The organism is Tolypothrix sp. PCC 7712, from assembly GCF_025860405.1.
In the GTDB taxonomy this organism is placed as follows: Bacteria; Cyanobacteriota; Cyanobacteriia; order Cyanobacteriales; family Nostocaceae; genus Aulosira; species Aulosira diplosiphon.
On the sequence record NZ_CP063787.1, the window covers coordinates 142,689 to 166,115 of the forward strand.

A 23,427-nucleotide genomic window follows, 5' to 3' on the forward strand; every position below is an offset into this window, starting at 1 on the left:
AGCTATGGCACTGGCAATTTTAGAATTTCTTGAAAGTTATGGGCAAAAAAGCCGCTTTCGGGTCAATCTGGGAACGACGAATCGGTTTTATTGCTATAAGATTGGCGATCAACAAATCCACAATAATGGTTTAACTCTTTTACAAGACCCAATCTACACTTCGCCGTTAATTGGCCCTTTACCGGAGAGTAGTTTGGGGCGAACTGTTCTAGAAGTGCCGAATGATAAATTTGATCGCCAGCATCGGGCCATCCAAATCATAAGTTTTCAGAATGCAAAGAAAATAGGGCCTGCTATTTCTGAGGTTGTCATAGTTCCCAGTGTTAGCACAAATGACTTACCAGAGATTTCTTTTGGCCAAGAACTAGATCGGCAAACGACTATGAACAAATCATCAGTAGAAACAGTTGCTTTTCAGTATCGAGAAGTACCACCTGTGAGTGAAGCTATGGGGATACTGGATATGTTGACAGGCGCGGTTTCAAAGGTACTTCCCACTCTTTTGGGCGGAGGAAGTGGTGGTGGGTCAATTGGCAATCTGCTGAGTACTTTACTGCCCAAGTTGCTAGGGATGTTACCTCAACTTATGGGGGGAGGCGGGAAAATAGACTTGGCTGGTGGGCAGCCAGCAGGTGATGTAAGTCAAATTGCAAATCTCCTGGGGGGGTTACTTCAGCAAAGTGGGACTGAAACGCCAACCGCACCTACACCAACAACTACTCTGTTGCCTCCATCTCCTAGTGCAGCTACTCCTACTACTGTGCCACCATCGCCACGACCCATTATGCAACGAGCGCCTGTAGCACGGCGCAATTCAAGTTCACTAGTGGCGGCGAAATCAATGGCGATGTCTGTTCAAGATTATTATGCGCCTAGATATGGTGGGGTGGTTAATGGTTTTGCCTTATCCACAGAAGATGATCTAGATGACGATCTCAATATTTCATCAGCATCCACATATTCGATGCCTTTGGAATATTCCGAGGCGATGGTGTTTCCTGCTGCTCTGATGGCTATTTTGCCGACTATTTTGCAGGTTGCACCACAAATCATTGATTTGATTATGAAAATGTTTCCTAAAAACCAGAACCCAACATCAAAGCAAATGAGTATGATGTTGGGCATTGATGAGGAGGAGTATACAGAAGACCATGCGACGTTGATTGCTTTAAGTCTGGGTATTGCTGCTGCTCCTACATTGAATTTAGCTTATCAACGGGTTGATGCAGTTATTTTGGCGTTTACTGATGTTACCCCGGTGATGATACATGGCAAGTCACGCTTTTTGTATCGCCATGACCAGGATATTAGTTTCCCCTTGAAGTTGGAAACACCCCAAGCAGTAAAAAAAGCGAAATTGCAATTATTGGTGAAGCATCCCAACACTTTGAAGGTATTAATTGAGCAAAACTACCACATTGAAAATGCTACCTCTGGTGCAGTTAGTGTTGTACCTAAAATCAGTAAAGAACAACTCAAAAAGTTAGCTGTCAATGAAGAATATTTAATCTGCGTTTCTTTGGTTTGGGAAGGTAGGTCAAAGAAAACCCAAAAGGTAATGCAGTTAGGGACAAGTACCATGCAACTAATTACTTTGGTGGGTGAATATTTGTTTGACCGCGTTGAAGGTACTGGTCAGACTGTACCACTAAATGATGTAGACCGATTTCGTTCTTACTGGCATAAGGTGTGGCAAGGGGATTTTACTGAAGATGTGCGGCGGATCAGTTTTGATTGTAAATACTATTACACGTTGGAAAGTAAACGTACCGAAAATGCTCGGATGGAAACGGTAACGCAGCTTTTAGAAGATGATGCCACAGGACACAAAAGTAGGTTGAAATCTGGTTTGATTGTCAGTCCCTATGGGTTGAATGAACTGCTGGAGCAAATTTCTCAACATCCCCGATTAAGCGATGCAGAATTAACTGCACTCGTGGGTTCGGAGTTTAAAGCACGGTTTAGTCATGCAGCGCGTACTCAGGTGAATTTTAAGGGCAAACCAAGAGATACTGTTGCACTTTGGATTTATCCAGAATTGAAGTTGCAACAGGTGATTTTGAAGCAGGTAGAGCAGAGTCAGCCTAACGGTAATGTACAGGCGTTGAAAGAACATCCTGTTTATTTCCCGATGCCTGCGTTGGCTCATTTTATTGGGGTGAGTACGTAAATTTTGACTGTCTAACAATTTTTCAACTGTCCACACGATAAACAGAAGAGGAAAACCCATATGGATGCTTCGCAAAAACCGCAATCACTATATCAGAAGCTTTACAAAAAGCCCCGAATTGATCAAAATCCATGTCAGTCGCAGCAGCCATCAAATACACAGCCTCTTAATAGAGTATTTCAGCCGCAGCAGCCATTAAATATATTCAAACGGGAGGATATTAAATTTCAAGTTAAGAATGAGTGTATTTTGGGTGCTATCTTAACGGCGAAACTTCATCGCTTAATTCAATGTTTAATTGACCAGAATGATGGAAAAATACAAGAAAATCAAAATAAAAATCAATATCAAATAACCGGGGGAATCAATTGGATTGAACATACAAGCTGCCTTGCTAAATATATAGCAGATGGAAATAAGAAGAATGCACAAACACAGTCTCTAGATTATATTTTGAAGGTTGGTGAAGCTCAAACAAAAATGCGAGGATGTCTTAATATAGAAAGGTTATTTCTAGAGGAGAATATTTCTTTATTAATCAGATGCACTGATATAAATGAGAATAGAAAAGATTTATCTTACGCAGAAATTAAAAGGATTATCGAATCATTAAAGAGAATAGACAATAATTTATCAGATGCTTCTATAGCTGAAATTTTGCTTAGAAAGGTAAAGAATGGTGAAAGCTCAAATTTTCCACAAGCCGAGAGAAAATGTCCGGGTATAAGTATTCAATTGAATCATTTCCTGAATTTCGTAAATGCACTTTTATTTGGTATGGAAGCATCACGGAATAATTTATGCTTTGGTACATCATTAATGACTTTAGAGTTGATCCGAGATAGAATAACGACCTTTCAACAGGCATTCGATACTAGATACGAAACGTTGACGGTCGGTTTATACCCAATGGCACTTGTTAAACCTGAAAACGTTGATGGGCATTATCGTTTAAGCACAAAAGGTCAATTTTATCAAATGCAACCTGAACAACAAAAGCAGCATCTAGAAAAATTTATTCAAAAGTGCCTCACGGAGCAAGATACAGGCATTGTAGCATTGAGAGAAATGTGGTTGGTTATCAAATGGTTAGAATTCAAAGAAAGATGTATGCAAGAAAAGTTCAGTACTATGGAGCCTGTTAATGCAATCACAAAACTAGGAGATTTCTTTTTAGACTTGCTTCATAGATATTATTGTCGTCCATTAGCAGTTCCCCAATCCCTAATTCCTGAAGATAACTCTCAATTTAATTATGGTTTTTCTGGTGAGTTAATTCTCAACGGTATGAAGGTGATCTTTGATCAACCGATAGGAGTTTATCCGGTCACTCTAGAATCTAAAGACGAGGCACATCGCAATGGAACATGAAAATAAGCTTGCTTCAACTAATCTAGTTAAATCAAGCGATTTAAACTTACCCAAACTAGATATATTTAATACCGCAGCCCCAGCAAAACCACTAGACCACAGCCTGTTATTGCCCTTTGCTCAATTAGTCGAAAAACTCACAGATTACCAAAAACAAATAATTGACCCCCAGACGGGATTTGCCATGATGATCGCGCAACTAACGGTCGATATGCCGATCGAATTGAAAGTAACTGTCAACAATGACGGCACAGTAAATCTCAAAGCTTCACCACCCACCCAAATGGTGAAAACCTCCGTCATGCCAGTATTTCATCAAATGCAACTACGGATAGTCAGAGAGGATGGCGACGAATAGCAACAACCGCCCCTGGAATTTGGAATCATTTCTCGATTCATTAATCTATGAGCTAGACAAAGCTCAAGATACCCTCTCTGTCAAGGGCATGAATCGAAAATTAACCTATACGGTCAAAGATGTGTCCTTAGATTTACAAATCTTTCCCGAATTTGATGGCGAAACAGTCCGGTTTGTCACAGCCCAACCCGGACAGACAGGAGCATCAAAAGTTACCTTTCAGCTAGGGACGATTCGAGATCACCAAATTCAGGAAGTTGCTAGAAGACCACTCACCCGCAATGATATTTCCTTAGAAGAGGTCAATTTACCAGAACCAGAGAAAAAGGAATTAAAAAAACTGGGGATTCGCTCTGCTGAGGACTTGCGCCGCACGGTTGAAGAGGAAAACGTTGATATCGCGAAGGTGACAGATAACAAGGTGGACTATCAGGGATTGGCTAACCTGATGAACCAATCGCGCCGCCAGCAACTGGCTCCTACTGTGTCTAAAGCCAGTCTTTCCCAATCTCAGGGTAAAACAATTCTTACCTTAGAAGGAAATAATTTAGCGATCGCACAATCCCTCGATGAATTCCCCGTAGCTGCAATTAACAACGAACCTGTGGAGGTAATTTCCGCCAATGACAAGGAAGTGAAAATTCAGGTAAATCACCAGCACTTGCAAGGCGGCGTAAGTCAATTACACGTTGCGCTCGATCCTTATGCGATCGTCACCATGAATTTGCAGTTAGCTAATGCTGCGCCTGCTTCCCAAAACCCGAATCATCAACCAAATTAACCCTCTTTTGTCACTCTAGGCAGAGGAAAAGTAGAAATCAGGGTGAATCAGGGATATAAAAATTGAACTGGTGAGGCTATAAATAATAGATTGAAGTTTAAAAAAACCCAAAGCTAATTGAGGAATAGGAAAAACCGTTAACCAGGGATATATCAGATTAAATAAAGTAAAAGGTTGAATAATCAAACGAAGATTGTTAAGAATGTTCTTCCAGCCATTTCCATTATCCCACCAAGGATGTGAAACAAATTTTGACTCTCGTTGTGATGGAGACTGAAACAGTTGCTCCGAATGCAGACTAACCATTAAATAAGCACTGCAAATAATTTCCCACCATCGCTCAATATCTGGGTAGTGAGTCAGGCGAAAATCTGACCAACCTAATTCATTCTTACTTTGTTTTAACCCGTACTCGACCCAAGTTCTTAAACCGTAAAAATTTCCAACTTCTCTTGGCGTAATGTCTGGATATTTACTCATCACATACCAAGTAGTGTTATCAGGCAAATTTTCTGGATCTGTAGTAATTTGCCAATATCTAAGTTCTCCACGTTTTCCCGGAATAATTTCTCTAATAAATCGATTTTCCCGACTCAAGTCAGAGAATACCCTTTGAAACTTCTGCCACTTTAAATATTGAATATGTTGTCGTGGAAGTATTTCTACATAATGATTTGACCGAATCGCTACTATATAGTTCAAGTTTAGTTCATCTAATACAGATATGAAATTCTTACCACTCTCTCCATATAAGCTATCTGCAAGTACTAAGTTGAATTTAAAACCCATTGATTGTAGCTTTTTTATCAGTATTGCTGCTATTTCTGGTTTAGTGCGGTACTTATCTCCTGCCTGTAATCTTTCCCTGGGTTTATACACTTCAAACAGTAATGGAAATGTCATCCCACAGAAAACACCATATACTGTCACTGCCACAATTCCATTATCTGTTTTTCCCAAATTTCCTATATACTGCCGTTTCACATAATCTGTCTTGCTCCCTTTCTTTTTATCCCCTGTCTCATCAATAATTAAAATGATTGGTCTACCTTTTAGCACTTGTAAAATTAACTCTAACCTTAAGGTTCTTAACTTTTCTATATCCCAAGGTGATGTAGTTAGAAAATGATGCAACCCTTGCTGGTTATCTAATCCTACGATTTTTGCTATTTCTGGCAATGTTTTACGTTTTAGATCAGAAATGCAGCCTACATGGAGATATTTAAAAGCCTCGAAACTCCTAACATCTGGAAACAGACTTTTATACCACTGGCAATATTCGTCCACAAATTTGACTGTTGGTGCGGCTGGACGGGGCTGTACCATGCTCTGTGTCTTGGTTCTAGCATTTTTACCTTATTATACTACTGCCAGAGTGACAAAACAGGGTTAGGGAATGGTGACTGTTGTTTGGTTGCTGATTTTTGCTGCGCTCGTAGATTTGAGTCAACAGAGATCACCAAGATGTTGTCAAAAAGCGATCACCGGGTGTACATGCACATCATCATAACTACTATGCGAATTGTGCAATTTCAACTGAGATGGGGTGAAAAAGCGATCGCACTTTCTGCAGCATTGGTACAAACAGCGATCAATAAACTATGTTTTGATTAGTGTTCAATCGTCAGTGTGAGCGATCGCTAAAATTAACGCAATACTTAATCTACTAGCTTACTCTTGTATAGGATACCGTCGCATCATCTCCTGTACTTCCACCGCATCCCCTGAAGGCGTATACACGACCCCGCCAGACATCGCAATCGCAATCCGCTGCTTCCTCGCCCACTCAAACCAAGCACTCACATCCGATGTCACCACATTCTTGCCCTTAGCCCCACTCTTGCAGCTGTTGATAAATAAGCCAGTCGGATTATCACACCAGCCTTCATGAATTGCTTCCTTGACTCGTGCGATCGCCCCAGGCACATTCGCCCAATATTTCTTCATCACCCCCAAACACGGCTCTGGGTTAATCCGCAACCGCCGCAACTCGGTACAAACCTCAGCAATCTCGGGTTTGCTGGGCTTATACGTACTTGAACCTACTTCAACTTCCGGCTCGGAAAACTCGTCCTCATGAGAGTCTATCTCGCTAGTTGAGTGATCTAGTTCTAATTCATCAACAAAGCGAGTAATCTGGGGTTGCTCTGGTTCTGGTGCTTGGCGAACTAGCTCATATTCGCTTTCTTCTTCTACTTCATCCTTTCCTGACTCAACAGCAGTGTTTTGTTGTGGCTTAGAAGTTTCAGGATCTGATCTATGGTGTTGTTCTGCATTGAATTCTGAAGGTTCAGTTTTGCACTTGCCAGGTTCCAATAGACGATTAAGTACATCAAGGTGCAATTTATACTGCCAAGTCTTATCCTGCCCATTACCAGGATTTTTCTGCTTCTCGATAAGACCCATGCTCTCAAGCAGTGCGATCGCACTCCTAATGACATGAAGACTATGCTCACCCATTAGGTCAGCATAAATTCGCTTGAGTGGCTGGTAAACCCAAGGAGTGCGATGATTTTCGAGCTTCCACTTTGTCCAATGTCGGAAATACTCAATCAGTTTGGCAGCACAGAAGTTACCAGTAATCTCCAGATACTCTCGCCGCAATATCACCAGCCCGGATGCTTTTTCGGTAGAGACAACAGTACTCATTTGTTGCCTCCTACATGCGGACGAAAAGTTAAGTTAATTCTTGTGCCAACCAATTTCTTGGTTTTGGGAACTTGATGAAGGTGCGTGGACTGACAACCAGGGTGCATAAAGAGCAAACTCCCGTGTTCCAGCCAGAAATCAGTCGGCTTGCCCCCGATGGGCTTTATCTGAAACTTCCGCTCTGCACCCAAACTTACAGATGCAATCGCCGGATTTAGGCCCATCGACGATTCATTATCTGCGTGCCACCCTATGCTGTCCTGTCCACTTCTATACTGGTTGCCAATGACGATACGGAAGCTGTAGCCAGTAACAGCAGTAATCCTGTCTCTCAACTGGGCCAGCGATGAAGTCCAAGGCAATGGTTTTAATAGCACGCTTTTGGAATACAAATACTCACAACCTTCGTCACCGTAGATGCATTCCAGCCGGGGTACAAGTAAAGTTTTACCCACCATTTTTATTTGGTTCTGTTGCCATTGCAGTTTTAAGCAGTGCTGGTATAACACGCCAGCTTCCTCTTGGCTAAGGAACTCTGGATAATAAGTGACTGGTAAAACTGGCGTACGTTCGTTAAAAAGGGACATCTGTATCATCTTGTTCTCCTTGTGACCAAAGTTGTTTCAGTGCTTGTTGTTTTGCTGCTTCTAACTTTTCTTTCTCCTGGGCTGATGACTCACCGACGAGCTGCTCAAATTCTGCTCGTTGTCGTTGCTTCAATTGCTCAGTAGTCACAGCAGGTAATGCTAGTTGCTCATTTGTGCCTTGCCCTGAAGGGCGAAAGCCACGACGGCGGAAGATATAGCGGAAGTGGCGCTTATCCTGTGAGGGGAGCTTTCGCCATACTTCCTCATTCCAGCCTGGGGGTATGAAGTCAGCAGATGGTGGTAGAAGGTTTTGGATTTGGGATTGCAGTTGAGCGATCGCCTGTTGCATAGCAGGGATATCTTGGAGCAATGCCAACTGTTGTGCGCTCTTGGTCTGCGGTGAATAACCAGTTTGCGACCAGATGAATACCCGCAGTCCTGCTCTGGCAACCATGCGGTAATTCTCGAGAGCGATTGCCTTACCTTTATATTTACGAGCGTCTACGGCGTAATATTCCAAAATCGCGTGACACACCTCATCAATGATGAACAAGCTATTGTCGCCATCCTTTAATATGAGCCTCCAGTCCTTGCCAGCAAAGCTTTTCAATGACGGTGGTAATTCATTTAATATCGAGTCAGAATCTCTAAGTCGATTTAACAAATTTGTAATTACAGGCTGATCTACACCGCAAAAATTCGCCAGTGCAGTTACGGTCATTCCACTGATGCCATCATTCTGACGGGTACAAAATCCTAATTCATCTTTGATTTGAAATGTCAGTGTGTCCATACTCCCTCCTATTTTTGACGCATAGAACAATCACGGCATTGCAAAGATGCCGCCAATTTAATTGGCAAATTATTAACGTCTGAACTTGGAAGTTGATAATTTCAGCTTTTCAAGCTCATTTAAAGATTTTGGGGCAGCGATCACTAATCTTGGATAGCAAGCGATCGCTTAATGTTTGGCATTGTTACTCAAGTTGGAATTAGTCTTTTGGAACCAATTCAAAGAAATCTGAAATTTGGCAATTAAAATAAACACATAAAACAGTTATGGTATCAGCGTCATAACGTTTTGCAGTGTTCTCGCATAAGCCACGTATTGCGCCTGCGGTTAACCCTGTTGCCTCAGCTAAAGCTGTTCGAGTTAACCCATGTTCGTCAATTAAATCTTGCAATTTGCAACGTAGCTTCACCTTAAGGTTCTGCACGGCTTTTCTATCACTACGCTTGGTGTACTTAGGCGGAACGGGAGGATTCATCATTAAAGCTAGAGATGTCATTTCCTTACGTTCCTATTTTCGATTACTTATCGATTACTTTATTAAACGTATCATCATTTTATCGATTAATCGATAAAGCGACTATACGACATATTAATCGCTTTCTAGATTTTTAGTGATTTTTCTGATGATTAATCGACTTGCCGATTAATCGATAAAGCGATATATTTAGTTAAGTATTAGGGTAACGGATAGCAAACTGCCCGCACCCGAACGCTAAAAGGGGAAAGCAAACAGCACTACAGAACTATGACAACTGAACTAAACAATACACCCTGAGGTAACAGAGGCAGTGGATAGTCAAAGCGGCTTCTGGTAGATAAGGGTTGAGGAAAGTTCTGAATAAGAATTACCAAAAAGCAGGACAAGGGTTAACATTCAACGTTTTCAAAGCCTTATACGTCTACTAAAACCATTTGTCTTCTGTGGTAATGCTCAAACGTCACTGACTTTGAGCAACAAATACAAAGCTACGCTTAATTAATGGGAAAGTCTTGTGCTTTCAGCACAACACACTCAAAACAAAGGCGATCGCCCAACCTGGAAAGTTTGCGATCGCCTTTTATCCAAATTTACTGGAGATTTTCATTATGACCCATACAACGCATACACAGCAAGCAATTTTTGCTTCTTTTGCTGTTGACGAACAAGCTCTAGCTCAAGCCCAACTAGAGCAGCACATCACACAACAGGGTGAAGTTGTAGCAACCGAAGAATTCACAGTTATCGAAATCAGCTGCTACGACTACGAAATTTACGTTGGCGACAAACTGATAGCCAGCATTACATATGACCACGACGAATTCGTAACCCAACGCTGGGTAGTCTTGGTGAACTCAACCGAACAACATCGTGCAAACAGCTGGGCCAAGTGCCACAACCACATTGTTTGGCACCACAAGCAAGGCACACTGCCTGTACAAAAGCAAAAAGTTCCAGCCAATACTACGGGTAACGAAGTCATGGCACAAATTGCCTTGGAATGTGAGAAATTTGGCTTTGAACTCCTTGATGACGGTATCTATAACAACGACAAAAAGCTAGGCTCGGCAGGATGCACTGATGGTCGCTGGTGGGTCAACAGAGCGTCATCAGAACATCAGCAGCAAGTACCCTGTGATTCTGCATTCGATGCCGTGTGGTCATTGTCGATGGTTGAAGTATTGCCTGGGTTAGAAACAAAGTCTTGTGAGGAGTTGCTAGATAAACCATTTGATCAACTGACAACTGAGGAATGGAAGCGGCTTATGGAGTACAAGCCACTTCCAGAAAGTATGGTGTTAATCGCGTAGTTTAAGAGAGAATATGGTGGGCACAATGCGCCCACCATCTCAATATCAGCATAATAAGCCGGACGTGAGAAGTCTTATTAGATTCATTCAAAAGAGTTAATCATTAAAAAAGTTTGGGTTTAAATCAAGGAACAGCGCTGAATCAATTTCAATAAGATGAAAATTGACCGCGCTCAAAATTAATTCAATTAGCAAAATCAACTGCAAATATCCACTTAATTATTAGGAATTGAAAAACCTGATGGATATTAAGACTATTGCTGTCACCTATCACAGAAAATTTAACTTAGGTGATTATGAATCGTTGGAATTGGGTTGCTCTTTATGGGCACAAATCGACCCAGAAGAAGATGCAGAAGGTGTCACGCAATTTTTATATCAACAAGCTAAGGCTTCTGTTAAAGAAGCTGCCAGGCCTGTAATTCAAGACTCAATTCATCAGATGAATAAAGCCCGAATGCAACGACAATCAACTAAAAACCAAACTGAAACTGAACTGGATGATTTCTAATTATGGCTGAAATAAAACTCGGATTAGGTAATCCACCACAGCCAATTTACATGTACGTGAAGAAATTAGAGGTTGATGGTCGGATTTATGCTTGGTATAACTGTGAAATTGAACAAGACAAAAAGATTCCTGTCAGCCAAAGAGCATTAACAGGTTATATTTTGGAGCTAAGATTGACAGATAAAGATTTCAAAGGCAAGGATAATCTAAAATTAGATATTGTTGTCCAAGCTGATGAAATTTATATCGTCCGCAGTGGGATTGAAACAAACTTTGCTAAATCATTCTTGTTAGCTGCATCTGTTGTGAAAGATTTTACTCAGCCTATAATAATTGTTGCTACTCCAGGTGATGAAAATTCAGTATTCTGCAATCTCTATAATGCTTTGACTAAAACTAAAATTCGTCGAGAATGGAATCCAAATGCTGATTGGGCAATAATGATTCGTGATGTTCAATCGAAGTTAACTCCAAGTTCAGATTCAGTCGATTATGTTCCATCTATTGCACAACCCCAAGCAACTTCAAAGCAGACTGGGGTAACATCTTCACTACATCCTCAAGATTTACGAGTAAAGCAAATTCGGACTTTATTAAATTATCCGCTTGATTTAATCAAGGAATGGTTACGTTTTCAAGATGCTAGTAGTCCCAGTGAGCTTCATCACAGTAAAGTTGATGAACTTGTGAAAACCATGTGTATTGCTTGGGCATCAGATAAGTTTGACCACCCCAATCATGCTGCTAATTCATATCAGAAACACGTTGTTAATGTTGTAGCTGATGGTGTGGATGAAGTACAAGCAATTAAGGAATGGATGCAGCAAGTGCAAAAGCAGACTTTTGCACAGATGGTATAAGAAGATGATCAGGAGTTAATCATGAACTTGTCACAAGCATATCAACAATGGGAAGAAACTACAAAACAGCAGGCAAGACTGGAGGAACGACGCGAAGTTGTAGAAAATTTGCTTAAAGTAAGATTTGGTTCAGTAGATGAAGAACTGTCAAGAGTTATTGATAGTTTGTTACAGCTACAACCAGAAGAATTTACGCCTCTATGCTTTCAATTAACTCGTGAAGAATTGTTGGCAAGATTCGCTACAAATTGAGAGCAATCTCAAAACATAGTTACCAAATTACAACAATTTATTAATTACAAAGCGCTTTGTTAATCACAGAGCGCTTCTTTATATTCTCCGAAAATCATGAATGAACAAACTCTAGATAAAGCACTGTACTTAGACAGCAGAACCAGAGAATCTGTGCATGAAGAATTGGAGAAAATACTCAATTCATTGGTAGATTTTCAAGAGCAAAACCCAGGAGTTTATCAATTCTTATGCGATAACAAAAGGGATTTGAGTTTGGCAGATGCAATACAGGCACTTGCACAAACCTTGGAAGTTTTAAACCCAAATCAAGACATATTTGGGTGATGCACTGCATTATCTGGGTAAGGCGATGGGGCGATGGCTTGTCTTGAGCCGTTTGTTGAGGTCAAGCTAGACAAAGCAAAAAACTAGGCACTCAGTGATTCTGGCTTTGTATCCGCTATTTCCAAAACCCGATGCAACCAGTTTTGGGTCTTTTTCTGTGCGACCCGCTTTTGTTCAGCATCAGACCACATCTCGTTCCAATGGAATAACCAATTACTCATTAAACGCGCTAAATCAACTAACTCACAAGCCCTGTCAATGTCATCGGCTTTCACCATGTCAGGCACAGTCCACTCTATAAAGTAACGACTTTCTTTTACCAGATTTAGCATCAAATCCTTCGATGACTCCCCAGCCCATAAAGAATGAATTTGCGATAAGTGATTTGCCAAGTGATGCAGGCGAGTGGAAACATCATCTTGGATAAAAATTTGCTGTTGTGGTGTCATTTCAATCATAAGTTTCCCAAGAACTCAATAATGATTTGAGCAACTCTTTCTCTAATATTAGAGTCTAAAATTTCCATTGACCGATTTTGGCGAGGACGCAGATTAACCATAGATTCGCATATAATCCTCCCAGTCACTGGCATGAAACTAGCAGCCCAAATATCCTGCTGTCTACTACCATCATCCAACAGCACTTGTTCACAATCAACGTGTAGCTCACCGCCGCCAACTAATACTCTACGCTCAATATCTACTGCTGTTTTAATGTAGAACTTGTGCTGTTCTAACATTTGTTCAAGTTGCTCACTTGTAGCGCGATTGCGTAACAAAAGAATCATTCTCTTGAACACCCCTGTATGTTATCAAAGCTCATGGTCAGAGCGCTCGCTTTTTTGTAGCCAGCTTAAAATAGTTAGCGCTAACTCCCAAGATTTCTCTCTATCCCAATGAGGCAGATGATTGAGGATACGTCCAGTAATTAATTCTGGGCTTTCTAAATCTCCGCTGCGAGCCGCAACCGCATCTTTAATCAATCTTCCCAGTGTAGCAGCTTGATTCCCCTGGTAATCAGGTTGTCTTTTAATTTCATCAATTATCCAGTCGGGAACTGTGATAGTTTTATATCCTGGCTTTGGCATACATAACAGAGAAATAGTTTTCTGATAGTACGGCAAATTACGTTATAGTTACAAATTTTGTACGGTATAGTACGGTAAATAAGAGGATCATCCCACAAAGCTTCACAAATAGTAGGAGCAATTGTCTATGGTAACTATTAGTATTAATCCCATACATCCTAAAGATTTTAAAAAGATTCATAAGTTTTCGATTTACCAAATGAGCAAATTGTCAGGGTATTCAGTTGAAACATTAAAAAACTGGTTAGCTGATGAAAATAGTTCTAGATTTGTAGAACCTAAGCCATATGTACTGAACCACTTCGGAGCTATCCATAAAATATTAGCTTTAGCTTAGTGTTGGAGAAACACAAAGAGGTTACACAAACACTACCCGCAATATTGCGGTTTTTTTATGATTGATATCAGCACTTCCGGAAATGAATCGGAAGTTCATCGGAAGTCAATCGGAAGTGAAAGGAGGGAAAGTATTGCAACTGAAAGGTTCTTGCTCTGTTGAAGAAGTTCTCACAAGACAACAAGCAGCTCTGAGATTGAAACCACAAATTAGTGAAAGGCAGTTAAGAACATATCTAGATTTAGCTTCTTTATATCTCCCAAGTTTTGCTGATTTTAGAGATGAAGAGAATGGTGGATTAAATCGCCATGTCAAATTGACTAATTGGCATCTACCAGTTCTGCAACAAATTAGGACTTGCGTTTTACTTAAGGGTTTAATCAAAACCGCAGTCGAGTTAAAACAACACCCAGAAAAATTTACAGGAGTTTAGATAATGACTATCAAAGAATATGCAGAATCTATTGGTATAAAGCCGGGTAAGTTAGTTGACGAGTTCCGCAAAAATTTCCCAGGCCAAACTTGGACAATCAATTCCTCACTCCCCGAAGAATTTCTGGCTGCTCATTCAAAAGTCAAACAAGACCAAAAGCCGGACTCGCAACCATTCAATGGCATGGGAGAAGCCACAATTACAAAGGCTGACGAGGCAATTCAACAAGCGTCATACAAGCTAACAGCAGCAGATAAACAGACGATATCAGGAGCGATCGCCGTTCAAAACGAACAATCGAAAATATTGGGGGCTTCCACTGGGGTAACAGGCGCATTGTTGTTCATGGAATCCTTGATTGCAGCTAAAGGAACTGTGCTAGACGCTTTTGCGGAGCAATCTCTGCTTGAAGTTGACAATCAAATAGCGGAGATTGATCAGAGCTTAATTAACCTAGCCGAAGAAGCCTCAACAAGATTGGGGGAGTCCATTCGCAAAAAGGAACAACTCAAACAGCGACTGAACCTTTTGAGAGAACGAGTCAGCTCAATGGGGACACAGATTCGCTTCTAGAAGCTTATTCAACAGTAGCACTTGCTCTACAACTCCATCAGGAGACTGTCGCTACTGTTGCTCAAATACAACTACTGCAAGAAATCTTGAAATCTCAAAGGAAAAAGACAGTTATGGATATTCTCAGTACAAGTTTATTTGCCACTTCAGTTTTGGGTGCTTTGGGTGGTAGTAGCTATCTTGTAGGAAGTGCGATCGCTACTGGGGTACTTTCTGCTGGATTGCTCCCAGCTTTAGGAATAGTTGTTGGTGCAGGTTTTGCAATTTTGGGGCGTGTTTCAAAATGACCCCCAAACTCGCACAAGCATTGGAGAAATTAGCAACCAGCCCAGTCAAGCTTGACCAAATAGCAATTACAAGACTTGAAAAAGAGTACGGTGCTTCTGTAACAGACATTCTGACTGAGCTGGAAGATTACGCAATCGTACATCAGGTGATCAACGACCAAATAACCAAGCCAAAAAACAAGCGATTAATTGCTATTGCGAATGGTTGTTTCTGGGCCGCCGCGATCGGGATTTCAACATTACTGGTAAAGCCCAATGTAACCATAGCTGCCATGACTTTAGGCTTTACTGCTGGCATATCAGCGAAATTGATCGGAGAGAAATCGTGACTATTAGTGCTAATAAATACCTTGGACAAGCAATACTCGGTTTTATAGGAATAGCTTTAATTGCATCACCCCTATTCCTCAAACTCCCATCCCAATTTCAATCATTTAACGCTGCCGCACAAATTGAACAGAGTGAAGATGTAGAGCGCTCACGCATCGAGCAACGCCAGCTAACAGCCTTAAAGTTAGCCCAAACCCAAGTCATGCCCAATACTCAAAAACTGAAAATCCGGCAGTACATTGATAACCCAAAACGAGATCCACGCCCAGAAACTACAGGTTGGTTAGAGTCGGAAATGATTTATGTTTATGACTCTGCCGGTGCTTGCATAGGGCGGATATCTGCTCGGCAATGGCAATGGAAATATCACTACAAAAATGCTTGCACTGATGCACCAGGTTAGGGGGTCTAAAAAACATGGATACTCAGAAAAATTCATCTTCTGAGCAAGCAACCGAAAAGCAGACTCAGAAAAGGAAGGGAGTTTCTGACTACATAGAAATCTTAGCTGGATGGATTGTTGATATTATTTCCATCCCCGTGTCTTTCGTTTCCCATATCCTGGCACAGTTCGTTACCCCTGGTTCTGGCGGTACGAAAATCATCGGCGCACTCGGCTTTTTCATCGGCTCTTTACTTAGTACTGATGGCATTTGGCAGACGATGTTTGCTGGAACTCCTTTGTTTCCTTGGTTTGAGCAAAATTGGATTGGTTGGATTGGGTGGTTAACACTGCCCTTCAACCCATTATTCTGGTTATCTTTTGGCATATCTGCGTTAGTCCAAGTAATGCAAGCTCGAACATTGCGTGGTAAACGCCCAGAAGAAGCGAAAACCGAGTTTGAATATTCCAAGCAGTTTACATTAGGCGGCAAACCCAGTGGCACCATTGACCTAACACAGGCATTGTGGCGGGATTACAAGGTTGCTGGCATGAAAGAACGACACACAGGCGGTGCGGTTGCTTTGTTCTTTTGGATTTTTGACCTAACAACCACCTTCGTTGGACGCAACCCTTTCGCTTTCACCAATCCCAGTATTATTCTTGCCTGCCTTGTCTACAACTTAGGCTCAATGATGGCTGGTGAAATCGGCTACACCATCTGGAAATTAACCAAATGAAGAAGAATCCCGAAGTCAGAAGTCAGGAGTCAGAATGCAATTAGTGGGGGATTCAGACCCGCCACTAATTGTAGACCGCTAAATTTTTAATTTAGCGGGGGTCTTAAACCCACTTATTCAGACGCTCTCTACGAGACGCTGCGCGAACGAGGACTCGTTAACGCTACGCTATCCGCCAGTCGTACAGAATTCATACTGAATTCTGACTCCTGACTCCTGAATTCTATTTTGGTAATCAGTATTGGTGAACTCTATGGATTTTATAAATTATCAACCAGACCCTACATCTCATGAAAACCAGACTCATCAGGGAAACCAAGTACCATCTTTAACTACGCTAGAAACTGCTCGGCTCAGAGAAGATTATCCTTCAATAGAACACTTGGAAGCGGGAAATGTTGCGGCTTGGTTAGTTGAACGTACCGATCAGCTATTAATTAGAGCCAAAGATGAGCGAGCCGGGATGAACCTCTCGAAACTCATCACTCTTGCTGGTGGGGCAATTGGAGCAGTTTGTTATGCTACCAGTCCTTTGGCACCCATCGGTGCATTAATTGCCAGTGCTGGGTATGTTTGGGCGGTTGCAACTGACATGAATGCTTCCCATCAGTTTGCCCCCATACCCTTTATTCGAGGTAACTTCTTTGAGTTTTTATCAGCGATGGGTGATAGTCAAGCCAGAGAAGAATGGTTCTCAAATCAAAACGAATTTGTTGACTTGATGCATCATTTAGAACCGTGCGAGCGTTATGAATTTGCCATGCTCAGGCAGCACACTCATACCTTAACTGAGTTTATTAATATTGTGGAACCGGGAAAACGCTTTTACGCTTACCGATATTTGCTTGATTGCTTTGTCAATTTTCGCGGTGTCTTCCCTACGTTTGACCAACTCAATCAGCATCTTGCCAAAGTGTCAGTTGACCCTAGAGTTAACTATCATCATGTTCAAGCGATTCAACAAATACGCCCACCACAATTAGAAGCACCTCAAATTAACTTACCCCCTCCACCTATTGCTCACTTACCTTTAGCCGCACCAATAACTAATTTACCACTTGGTATTCCTTCATCTAATTCCTCAAATCCTATACCAATTGATGAAACTAACACGCACATTGATGAATACAGTCCCCAAAGAGCGCAAACACTTGATGTAATTGAGAAGATGTCACAACGGATTTCTAATCATTTAATTATAGGTATTCCTGGGGCTGGCAAAGGTTTGCTTGTCAGTAATGCTTTGCGGCGAATTAAACAATTGCATCCGCAAACTACCATTTTTTACATCGACCCCAAAAACGACCCAAAGGAGACTGGTTATTTCTCTGGTTGTGTAGATGTCCTCAAACGGGCTTCTACTCCATCGATGACTCCTGTTGAAATTGTCAGTTGGTTCCAAAATTGCATTAAAGAATTCGATACCATCAGGGGTGACAAATTGCTGGCTTTTGACGAAGGGACGCAGATTGGCAGTCAATTTAAAATCGCAAAGCAACTCGACTGGCTCAAGGGAAAATTGACTAGTTATACTTCCTGCGGTGATTCTGCGGGGATTAGAGTTTGGATTTTAGCCCAGAATCCCCATACTGAGGATTTGGGGATTAGCGGCGGATTGCGATCGCAATTTACTCCCCTGGCGATTGTCTCTGGTGTAAATATTGCAGCCTATAGTGCGATGATTTCTACTGGCTTCATCCCCAGTTCTCAGAAAATCAGTGATGCCAAACTTCAGGAGTTCATTGATGCTTCACCTGTAAACCGAGCAGTTTATCATGGTGGTTTAAATAATTGGTTTGCAATGCCCAAGCTAGAAAATCATTCTGGCTATGACCGTGATTCCAGAACTTTTCTTGAGGGCTTCCAACCTCCTACTCCCGGAGAATTTATTAGTTCTGATATCGACACTATCAAGAGACTGGAGTCGAGTTTCCATGCTGATGAAGCCATTTCGGATTCCTTACCTAGCGAAACGGCGAAACAATCATCCGAAACGCCGAAACTACGCGAAATCAATAGTTTTGATTCACAACAGCCGCGTTTCACTCGTTTCGCCTTACTCCGAAATGAGGCAATAGCGGAGATTTTGCGCTTGCGAAACGAAATGAATCTTAACCCTCTTTTGTCACTCTAGGCAGAGGAAAAGTAGAAATCAGGGTGAATCAGGGATATAAAAATTGAACTGGTGAGGCTATAAATAATAGATTGAAGTTTAAAAAAACCCAAAGCTAATTGAGGAATAGGAAAAACCGTTAACCAGGGATATATCAGATTAAATAAAGTAAAAGGTTGAATAATCAAACGAAGATTGTTAAGAATGTTCTTCCAGCCATTTCCATTATCCCACCAAGGATGTGAAACAAATTTTGACTCTCGTTGTGATGGAGACTGAAACAGTTGCTCCGAATGCAGACTAACCATTAAATAAGCACTGCAAATAATTTCCCACCATCGCTCAATATCTGGGTAGTGAGTCAGGCGAAAATCTGACCAACCTAATTCATTCTTACTTTGTTTTAACCCGTACTCGACCCAAGTTCTTAAACCGTAAAAATTTCCAACTTCTCTTGGCGTAATGTCTGGATATTTACTCATCACATACCAAGTAGTGTTATCAGGCAAATTTTCTGGATCTGTAGTAATTTGCCAATATCTAAGTTCTCCACGTTTTCCCGGAATAATTTCTCTAATAAATCGATTTTCCCGACTCAAGTCAGAGAATACCCTTTGAAACTTCTGCCACTTTAAATATTGAATATGTTGTCGTGGAAGTATTTCTACATAATGATTTGACCGAATCGCTACTATATAGTTCAAGTTTAGTTCATCTAATACAGATATGAAATTCTTACCACTCTCTCCATATAAGCTATCTGCAAGTACTAAGTTGAATTTAAAACCCATTGATTGTAGCTTTTTTATCAGTATTGCTGCTATTTCTGGTTTAGTGCGGTACTTATCTCCTGCCTGTAATCTTTCCCTGGGTTTATACACTTCAAACAGTAATGGAAATGTCATCCCACAGAAAACACCATATACTGTCACTGCCACAATTCCATTATCTGTTTTTCCCAAATTTCCTATATACTGCCGTTTCACATAATCTGTCTTGCTCCCTTTCTTTTTATCCCCTGTCTCATCAATAATTAAAATGATTGGTCTACCTTTTAGCACTTGTAAAATTAACTCTAACCTTAAGGTTCTTAACTTTTCTATATCCCAAGGTGATGTAGTTAGAAAATGATGCAACCCTTGCTGGTTATCTAATCCTACGATTTTTGCTATTTCTGGCAATGTTTTACGTTTTAGATCAGAAATGCAGCCTACATGGAGATATTTAAAAGCCTCGAAACTCCTAACATCTGGAAACAGACTTTTATACCACTGGCAATATTCGTCCACAAATTTGACTGTTGGTGCGGCTGGACGGGGCTGTACCATGCTCTGTGTCTTGGTTCTAGCATTTTTACCTTATTATACTACTGCCAGAGTGACAAAACAGGGTTAGAATCCTTTGGGATGCAAGACCTGGGGAGAATGAGGCTTATCGAAATGCTGTTTCGGAGTATAAACAACTGATGTGCGATGTTGAATAGCTCTTTCCTTAAACATCATGTAACAGGCTTTAGGAGGAACTACCTACCTGAAATGATAGGCTTGAAACCGCTCAATCGAATACGTCTGCTAAAACAGGTGCAACATCATAATTAACTGCCACCATGCAGGAGCAACCACTCTAAAAAAGACTTAGCTCTTGGATAGCAGCCACCAAATTCAACGCCGTTTAGCCAAGGGTGGCTATCGTGTCCGTCGAGTACGACTCCGTAATGACTGTGGTTTCGGTCGCAACACAGAAGATACTCATGCTTGTCTGACCACCATCCAATACTCAGCCAAAAGCCAGTATCCATCGGTGGTTCGTCTTTTTTTGATGCTGTGGCGGGTTGTGTCTTCTAGTCTACGTTTTGGGCATTAGAGTTCGGGTTGAGTTCCGATTGAGTTCCGGAAGTCAACCGGAAATAAAAGCTATTTTTTATGCTAATTCTAGTTTGAAAAACTCCCATTCGTGGATGAAGTTCTTGGGCATGGGGCAATTCAATTTTGGATTTTGCGTACTCCTGCGGAGAAGCAAGCTACCCGTAGCGTGTCGTAAAGCCTGCGGCATCGCTTCTCTACGAGACGCTTCGCGAACGCGTCGGGCGCAGCCTCTCGTAGAGAAGACAAAAGTTGCGTGCGGTGAACCACTTGCGGTGGACGGGTTTCCCGGCATAAGCAAAGTGGTGAATCCGAAGGAGGGTTCCCCCCGCCCTTGCAAACTTTTCTTGGCGTAGCCTCTCCCTTTGAGAGAAGACGGATTTGCAATTTTGGATTAGGTTTAAATCTAAAATTTAAAATCCAAAATCTAAAATCTAAAATCTAAAATCTAAAATTCCTACTCCCCAGTCCCCTTTAACTAACTACTTCTAAGGTAATTGACATTGCAGCCAGTTTCTTAACATCTACACCGCGCACTCCCGCAGGTAACTGCTGTGCTTCAGCGTTTGTCGCACTACGTGTGGCAGTATCTAAATCTTGAAGTAACTTATCTGCTACATCTAAAAACTCATCATTTGCAGCGAATGCACTACGTTTAGTAGTATCTCCTCTTCTAGCAATTTTTTGCAGTGCTTGCAGTGACTCTCGCAATGGTGATGTACTAGCAATAATTAATGCTTCGGTAATTCCTAATGGTTCGCTGATAGTGAGTGTCATCTCATCATCTTCAGGAATAACTCGCTTTTCACCTGGTGCTATGGTGACTGCATCTTCTGAAGCAGAAACAAGTTGGTTATCAGGAAAGATAACTGCCATTTCACCTTCAGCGTCAATTACTAAAATGCTGAGATAAAGAGGTACAGATTCTAGATTTTCAACTTTAAATGCTATTTGCGTATTAATAGGTAATTGTGCAATACCACCATCTTGAATCTTACTAGTATTTGCAGGTTGTTGAGAATTTTCGCGACCACGAACTGTAAAAGATTCACTAACAATTGTTTGGCTATTCGCAATAATCATTGACGCGTTAACTTTGAGGCGCGATGTATTGGTATTGCGTACCATTTTCTTGACAATTCGCGCTGCTAATAATGATTTTAATTTAGATTTTAATCGCTCTACTGCCGCCGGGATAGTTTCATTAGTTTCACCGAAGGATTTAGGAATTATTTGGTCTAATGATGGTAAAAATAAGCCTAAACTGCCTACATTCGGAAGATTTGCTATTTTAAATTTCTGTAATTGCTGATATCTTTCTTTGGTCATGCGACCAAAGATATATTGTACTTCTTTTTGTCTCAAAGGTACGGGTGTAACACGGTTGAGTGCTTTTAAAGCTTGTGTAGTTTGGGCAGTAGTGTTATTGTCAAATGTGTCATCTAGTCCAATATTTAATGTTATATCAGTGGGGATGCCTCGCAAACGTTCTTGTACAAGCATTCCACTTTGTAATTCTGCATTTCCTTTTGTAGATGCGGTTAATCTACCTTTGGCGACTAAACCTTGACGAGATTCTAATCTAATTAGTCCTCGTTCTTTACCGTTGCTATCAACAAGGCTAAAAGCTGCATTATTTTTATTAAATGCATCTAGAGATTGGGGATCTATACCACCTAACCACAATTCTACTTGGTCACCTTTAGTTTGAGTCACAACTGCATCGCCGTAGGATGTTGTAAAAGGACTAAAGTAAAGCTGTGGTTCAGAATTGCCTTTGACGTTAATTTCTAACTCTGGGTATTGAATGCCAAAATTTTGGTATGCCAAACTTGCAGTAGTACGACTCACATCAGCAAAGAGTTTGTTGACAGATTGATTTGCTGACTTTTGCCATAAATAATTAGTTAAAGCATAAGTAAATGCTCCTGCTGAAAAATCACTAAAAGTTGCATCAACAGCAAATTGATCGCGTCTTGCAGAAGCGAGAACAACTCCTTTAGCTATTTGTTTACGCAGTGTTCTATATTCTTTTTCTGACAGATTCAATCGCTTTAACCATTGGCGTTGATATTCCAATTCTGCCTCAATAGCTTTCACATTTGGAACTTCTGAACGAGTACGTACAAGAAAATTGCCCCGTTTTGCACCACCAGAATGACAACAATCTAAAACAGCGGTGACATTATCTGTTTTTAATGCATACATGAGTAAAAACAGAGTATGTCCCATGATGTCTTGGGCTACGCCACCGCTTTGGGGTAATCTAGAATCAACGGGAACCAGTGTACTGTTGTATCCATCTTTTTCGTCCTTGTCTGGGTCAATTACTCGTGAACCATGCCCAGAAAAGTGAAATACTACAATATCCCCTGGTTTAGCTTGGTTGATGAGGTGTTGTTCAAAGGCTGTCAAGATATTTTGGCGTGTAGCTTGTGCGTCGGTGAGTGTAACAATATCTTTTTCGTTAAAACCAAAGCGGTGAGTTAGTAATTCTTTTTGTAACTGCACATCATAAATGCAACCTGCTAGTGGCGGGATACCATTTCTGTATTCATTAATTCCTACTAGTAGCGCCAGTTTGCGGGGTGAATTTTGCGCCAGAACTTTGGCGTATTTATCTCCCTGGTGGATGATATCTAACTGGCTGAAACCAATACTCGCCAATGTGGAACCAGCAAATTGCAGAAATTGACGGCGTTTGATTTGAGACATAGGTTTTAAATTTGAGATTTGAGATTTGCTGGTTATTTATAGTTCTGGGGGTATGGGGGGGTATGCAATACTTGTCGGTTAAGGGCAAAAGGGGCAAGATAAAACCTTTAACCCAAACCCA

The 23,427-nt window shown here is 41.2% G+C and carries 29 protein-coding genes; 18 read left to right on the top strand and 11 right to left on the bottom strand.

The features are described 5' to 3' along the window. The first annotated feature begins 4 nt into the window (after positions 1–4). Genes HGR01_RS38330 through HGR01_RS38345 form a run of 4 tightly spaced genes read left to right on the top strand, consistent with a single transcriptional unit; the run spans position 5 to position 4,680 of the window. Positions 5–2,170, top strand: coding sequence for a hypothetical protein (locus HGR01_RS38330; protein ID WP_045873549.1), 2,166 nt, complete (start codon positions 5–7; stop codon positions 2,168–2,170). A 60-nt stretch (positions 2,171–2,230) separates the two neighbouring features. Further along, positions 2,231–3,541, top strand: a complete 1,311-nt coding sequence (locus HGR01_RS38335; RefSeq protein ID WP_045873548.1) for a hypothetical protein — start codon at positions 2,231–2,233, stop codon at positions 3,539–3,541. Beyond that, positions 3,531–3,899 carry a hypothetical protein gene (locus HGR01_RS38340; RefSeq protein WP_045873547.1) on the top strand — a complete coding sequence of 123 codons (369 nt, stop codon included), beginning with the start codon at positions 3,531–3,533 and terminating at the stop codon, positions 3,897–3,899. The genes HGR01_RS38335 and HGR01_RS38340 overlap by 11 nt, the downstream gene beginning before the upstream one ends. Beyond that, positions 3,886–4,680, top strand: a complete 795-nt coding sequence (locus HGR01_RS38345) for a hypothetical protein (protein ID WP_045873546.1) — start codon at positions 3,886–3,888, stop codon at positions 4,678–4,680. The genes HGR01_RS38340 and HGR01_RS38345 overlap by 14 nt, the downstream gene beginning before the upstream one ends. A gap of 15 nt (positions 4,681–4,695) precedes the next feature. On the opposite strand, the gene HGR01_RS38350 is transcribed toward HGR01_RS38345, so the two are convergent. The 5 genes from HGR01_RS38350 to HGR01_RS38370 all read right to left on the bottom strand — a co-directional run bounded on the left by HGR01_RS38350 (position 4,696) and on the right by HGR01_RS38370 (position 9,205). Beyond that, on the bottom strand, positions 4,696–6,006 hold the full coding sequence (locus HGR01_RS38350) for an IS701 family transposase (RefSeq protein WP_096621593.1): 1,311 nt from the start codon (positions 6,004–6,006) through the stop codon (positions 4,696–4,698). 345 nt (positions 6,007–6,351) lie between these two features. After that, complete coding sequence (locus HGR01_RS38355) at positions 6,352–7,329, bottom strand: hypothetical protein (RefSeq protein ID WP_081584121.1); 978 nt, start codon at positions 7,327–7,329, stop codon at positions 6,352–6,354. Then, a complete protein-coding gene (locus HGR01_RS38360) occupies positions 7,326–7,916 on the bottom strand; it encodes an alpha-ketoglutarate-dependent dioxygenase AlkB family protein (RefSeq protein ID WP_263420091.1) in 591 nt (196 codons plus the stop codon). The genes HGR01_RS38355 and HGR01_RS38360 overlap by 4 nt, the downstream gene beginning before the upstream one ends. Further along, a complete protein-coding gene (locus HGR01_RS38365) occupies positions 7,903–8,709 on the bottom strand; it encodes a hypothetical protein (RefSeq protein ID WP_045873478.1) in 807 nt (268 codons plus the stop codon). Before HGR01_RS38365 ends, HGR01_RS38360 begins: the two co-directional genes overlap by 14 nt. A gap of 199 nt (positions 8,710–8,908) precedes the next feature. Further along, positions 8,909–9,205 (bottom strand): helix-turn-helix domain-containing protein, encoded by a 297-nt coding sequence (locus HGR01_RS38370; protein ID WP_045873477.1) that lies wholly within the window; start codon positions 9,203–9,205, stop codon positions 8,909–8,911. A 494-nt stretch (positions 9,206–9,699) separates the two neighbouring features. On the opposite strand from HGR01_RS38370, the gene HGR01_RS38375 reads away from it, so the two are divergent. From HGR01_RS38375 to HGR01_RS38395, 5 genes are all read left to right on the top strand, one after another. Then, the gene (locus HGR01_RS38375) at positions 9,700–10,497 is read left to right on the top strand and encodes a hypothetical protein (RefSeq protein ID WP_228045721.1); all 798 of its coding nucleotides are present in this window, start codon (positions 9,700–9,702) and stop codon (positions 10,495–10,497) included. Positions 10,498–10,738: 241 nt separating this feature from the next. Then, positions 10,739–11,008: a hypothetical protein gene (locus HGR01_RS38380; RefSeq protein WP_045873476.1), complete on the top strand. Its 270-nt coding sequence runs from the start codon at positions 10,739–10,741 to the stop codon at positions 11,006–11,008. Positions 11,009–11,010: 2 nt separating this feature from the next. Further along, on the top strand, positions 11,011–11,868 hold the full coding sequence (locus tag HGR01_RS38385; RefSeq protein WP_045873475.1) for a hypothetical protein: 858 nt from the start codon (positions 11,011–11,013) through the stop codon (positions 11,866–11,868). A gap of 21 nt (positions 11,869–11,889) precedes the next feature. Further along, positions 11,890–12,120, top strand: a complete 231-nt coding sequence (locus tag HGR01_RS38390; RefSeq protein WP_045873474.1) for a hypothetical protein — start codon at positions 11,890–11,892, stop codon at positions 12,118–12,120. Positions 12,121–12,216: 96 nt separating this feature from the next. After that, positions 12,217–12,447, top strand: coding sequence for a hypothetical protein (locus HGR01_RS38395; RefSeq protein WP_045873473.1), 231 nt, complete (start codon positions 12,217–12,219; stop codon positions 12,445–12,447). Between the two features lie 83 nt (positions 12,448–12,530). On the opposite strand, the gene HGR01_RS38400 is transcribed toward HGR01_RS38395, so the two are convergent. Genes HGR01_RS38400 through HGR01_RS38410 form a run of 3 tightly spaced genes read right to left on the bottom strand, consistent with a single transcriptional unit; the run spans position 12,531 to position 13,534 of the window. After that, positions 12,531–12,905: a hypothetical protein gene (locus HGR01_RS38400; RefSeq protein ID WP_045873472.1), complete on the bottom strand. Its 375-nt coding sequence runs from the start codon at positions 12,903–12,905 to the stop codon at positions 12,531–12,533. Further along, entirely contained in the window at positions 12,902–13,234 is a 333-nt protein-coding gene (locus HGR01_RS38405) for a DUF5674 family protein (protein ID WP_045873471.1), read from the bottom strand. Before HGR01_RS38405 ends, HGR01_RS38400 begins: the two co-directional genes overlap by 4 nt. A gap of 24 nt (positions 13,235–13,258) precedes the next feature. Continuing rightward, positions 13,259–13,534 (bottom strand): hypothetical protein, encoded by a 276-nt coding sequence (locus tag HGR01_RS38410; protein ID WP_045873470.1) that lies wholly within the window; start codon positions 13,532–13,534, stop codon positions 13,259–13,261. A gap of 127 nt (positions 13,535–13,661) precedes the next feature. Here HGR01_RS38410 and HGR01_RS38415 point away from each other — a divergent pair, with 127 nt between their 5' ends. From HGR01_RS38415 to HGR01_RS38450, 8 genes are all read left to right on the top strand, one after another. Next, complete coding sequence (locus HGR01_RS38415) at positions 13,662–13,871, top strand: hypothetical protein (protein WP_045873469.1); 210 nt, start codon at positions 13,662–13,664, stop codon at positions 13,869–13,871. Positions 13,872–13,953: 82 nt separating this feature from the next. Continuing rightward, complete coding sequence (locus HGR01_RS38420; RefSeq protein WP_045873468.1) at positions 13,954–14,304, top strand: hypothetical protein; 351 nt, start codon at positions 13,954–13,956, stop codon at positions 14,302–14,304. 3 nt (positions 14,305–14,307) lie between these two features. Continuing rightward, positions 14,308–14,877 (top strand): hypothetical protein, encoded by a 570-nt coding sequence (locus tag HGR01_RS38425; protein WP_045873467.1) that lies wholly within the window; start codon positions 14,308–14,310, stop codon positions 14,875–14,877. A gap of 113 nt (positions 14,878–14,990) precedes the next feature. Further along, positions 14,991–15,164, top strand: a complete 174-nt coding sequence (locus tag HGR01_RS38430; RefSeq protein ID WP_155539556.1) for a hypothetical protein — start codon at positions 14,991–14,993, stop codon at positions 15,162–15,164. Beyond that, positions 15,161–15,493: a hypothetical protein gene (locus tag HGR01_RS38435; RefSeq protein WP_045873466.1), complete on the top strand. Its 333-nt coding sequence runs from the start codon at positions 15,161–15,163 to the stop codon at positions 15,491–15,493. The genes HGR01_RS38430 and HGR01_RS38435 overlap by 4 nt, the downstream gene beginning before the upstream one ends. After that, positions 15,490–15,897: a hypothetical protein gene (locus HGR01_RS38440; protein WP_309227754.1), complete on the top strand. Its 408-nt coding sequence runs from the start codon at positions 15,490–15,492 to the stop codon at positions 15,895–15,897. The genes HGR01_RS38435 and HGR01_RS38440 overlap by 4 nt, the downstream gene beginning before the upstream one ends. Positions 15,898–15,911: 14 nt before the next feature. Further along, positions 15,912–16,616, top strand: coding sequence for a hypothetical protein (locus tag HGR01_RS38445; RefSeq protein WP_045873465.1), 705 nt, complete (start codon positions 15,912–15,914; stop codon positions 16,614–16,616). 253 nt (positions 16,617–16,869) lie between these two features. Beyond that, complete coding sequence (locus HGR01_RS38450; RefSeq protein ID WP_052335363.1) at positions 16,870–18,750, top strand: hypothetical protein; 1,881 nt, start codon at positions 16,870–16,872, stop codon at positions 18,748–18,750. Here the strand turns inward: HGR01_RS38450 and HGR01_RS38455 are convergent. After that, positions 18,747–20,057 carry an IS701 family transposase gene (locus tag HGR01_RS38455; protein WP_096621593.1) on the bottom strand — a complete coding sequence of 437 codons (1,311 nt, stop codon included), beginning with the start codon at positions 20,055–20,057 and terminating at the stop codon, positions 18,747–18,749. The two genes, HGR01_RS38450 and HGR01_RS38455, sit on opposite strands and share 4 nt — an antisense overlap. 313 nt (positions 20,058–20,370) lie before the next feature. Here HGR01_RS38455 and HGR01_RS38460 point away from each other — a divergent pair, with 313 nt between their 5' ends. Further along, on the top strand, positions 20,371–20,592 hold the full coding sequence (locus HGR01_RS38460) for a hypothetical protein (RefSeq protein ID WP_155539589.1): 222 nt from the start codon (positions 20,371–20,373) through the stop codon (positions 20,590–20,592). A gap of 57 nt (positions 20,593–20,649) precedes the next feature. Here HGR01_RS38460 and HGR01_RS38465 read toward each other — a convergent pair whose 3' ends face one another. After that, positions 20,650–20,886 carry a hypothetical protein gene (locus HGR01_RS38465; RefSeq protein WP_168161035.1) on the bottom strand — a complete coding sequence of 79 codons (237 nt, stop codon included), beginning with the start codon at positions 20,884–20,886 and terminating at the stop codon, positions 20,650–20,652. 179 nt (positions 20,887–21,065) lie between these two features. Beyond that, positions 21,066–23,306 (bottom strand): caspase family protein, encoded by a 2,241-nt coding sequence (locus tag HGR01_RS38470; protein WP_045873633.1) that lies wholly within the window; start codon positions 23,304–23,306, stop codon positions 21,066–21,068. Between the last annotated feature and the right edge of the window lie 121 nt (positions 23,307–23,427).

Coding starts and splice junctions, on each gene's coding strand:
- HGR01_RS38330 (WP_045873549.1), top strand. CDS start 5: ATGGCACTGGCAATTTTAGAATTTCTTGAAAGTTATGGGCAAAAAAGC.
- HGR01_RS38335 (WP_045873548.1), top strand. CDS start 2,231: ATGGATGCTTCGCAAAAACCGCAATCACTATATCAGAAGCTTTACAAA.
- HGR01_RS38340 (WP_045873547.1), top strand. CDS start 3,531: ATGGAACATGAAAATAAGCTTGCTTCAACTAATCTAGTTAAATCAAGC.
- HGR01_RS38345 (WP_045873546.1), top strand. CDS start 3,886: ATGGCGACGAATAGCAACAACCGCCCCTGGAATTTGGAATCATTTCTC.
- HGR01_RS38350 (WP_096621593.1), bottom strand. CDS start 6,006: ATGGTACAGCCCCGTCCAGCCGCACCAACAGTCAAATTTGTGGACGAA.
- HGR01_RS38355 (WP_081584121.1), bottom strand. CDS start 7,329: ATGAGTACTGTTGTCTCTACCGAAAAAGCATCCGGGCTGGTGATATTG.
- HGR01_RS38360 (WP_263420091.1), bottom strand. CDS start 7,916: ATGTCCCTTTTTAACGAACGTACGCCAGTTTTACCAGTCACTTATTAT.
- HGR01_RS38365 (WP_045873478.1), bottom strand. CDS start 8,709: ATGGACACACTGACATTTCAAATCAAAGATGAATTAGGATTTTGTACC.
- HGR01_RS38370 (WP_045873477.1), bottom strand. CDS start 9,205: ATGACATCTCTAGCTTTAATGATGAATCCTCCCGTTCCGCCTAAGTAC.
- HGR01_RS38380 (WP_045873476.1), top strand. CDS start 10,739: ATGGATATTAAGACTATTGCTGTCACCTATCACAGAAAATTTAACTTA.
- HGR01_RS38385 (WP_045873475.1), top strand. CDS start 11,011: ATGGCTGAAATAAAACTCGGATTAGGTAATCCACCACAGCCAATTTAC.
- HGR01_RS38390 (WP_045873474.1), top strand. CDS start 11,890: ATGAACTTGTCACAAGCATATCAACAATGGGAAGAAACTACAAAACAG.
- HGR01_RS38395 (WP_045873473.1), top strand. CDS start 12,217: ATGAATGAACAAACTCTAGATAAAGCACTGTACTTAGACAGCAGAACC.
- HGR01_RS38400 (WP_045873472.1), bottom strand. CDS start 12,905: ATGATTGAAATGACACCACAACAGCAAATTTTTATCCAAGATGATGTT.
- HGR01_RS38405 (WP_045873471.1), bottom strand. CDS start 13,234: ATGATTCTTTTGTTACGCAATCGCGCTACAAGTGAGCAACTTGAACAA.
- HGR01_RS38410 (WP_045873470.1), bottom strand. CDS start 13,534: ATGCCAAAGCCAGGATATAAAACTATCACAGTTCCCGACTGGATAATT.
- HGR01_RS38415 (WP_045873469.1), top strand. CDS start 13,662: ATGGTAACTATTAGTATTAATCCCATACATCCTAAAGATTTTAAAAAG.
- HGR01_RS38420 (WP_045873468.1), top strand. CDS start 13,954: ATGAATCGGAAGTTCATCGGAAGTCAATCGGAAGTGAAAGGAGGGAAA.
- HGR01_RS38425 (WP_045873467.1), top strand. CDS start 14,308: ATGACTATCAAAGAATATGCAGAATCTATTGGTATAAAGCCGGGTAAG.
- HGR01_RS38430 (WP_155539556.1), top strand. CDS start 14,991: ATGGATATTCTCAGTACAAGTTTATTTGCCACTTCAGTTTTGGGTGCT.
- HGR01_RS38435 (WP_045873466.1), top strand. CDS start 15,161: ATGACCCCCAAACTCGCACAAGCATTGGAGAAATTAGCAACCAGCCCA.
- HGR01_RS38445 (WP_045873465.1), top strand. CDS start 15,912: ATGGATACTCAGAAAAATTCATCTTCTGAGCAAGCAACCGAAAAGCAG.
- HGR01_RS38450 (WP_052335363.1), top strand. CDS start 16,870: ATGGATTTTATAAATTATCAACCAGACCCTACATCTCATGAAAACCAG.
- HGR01_RS38455 (WP_096621593.1), bottom strand. CDS start 20,057: ATGGTACAGCCCCGTCCAGCCGCACCAACAGTCAAATTTGTGGACGAA.
- HGR01_RS38465 (WP_168161035.1), bottom strand. CDS start 20,886: ATGCCGGGAAACCCGTCCACCGCAAGTGGTTCACCGCACGCAACTTTT.
- HGR01_RS38470 (WP_045873633.1), bottom strand. CDS start 23,306: ATGTCTCAAATCAAACGCCGTCAATTTCTGCAATTTGCTGGTTCCACA.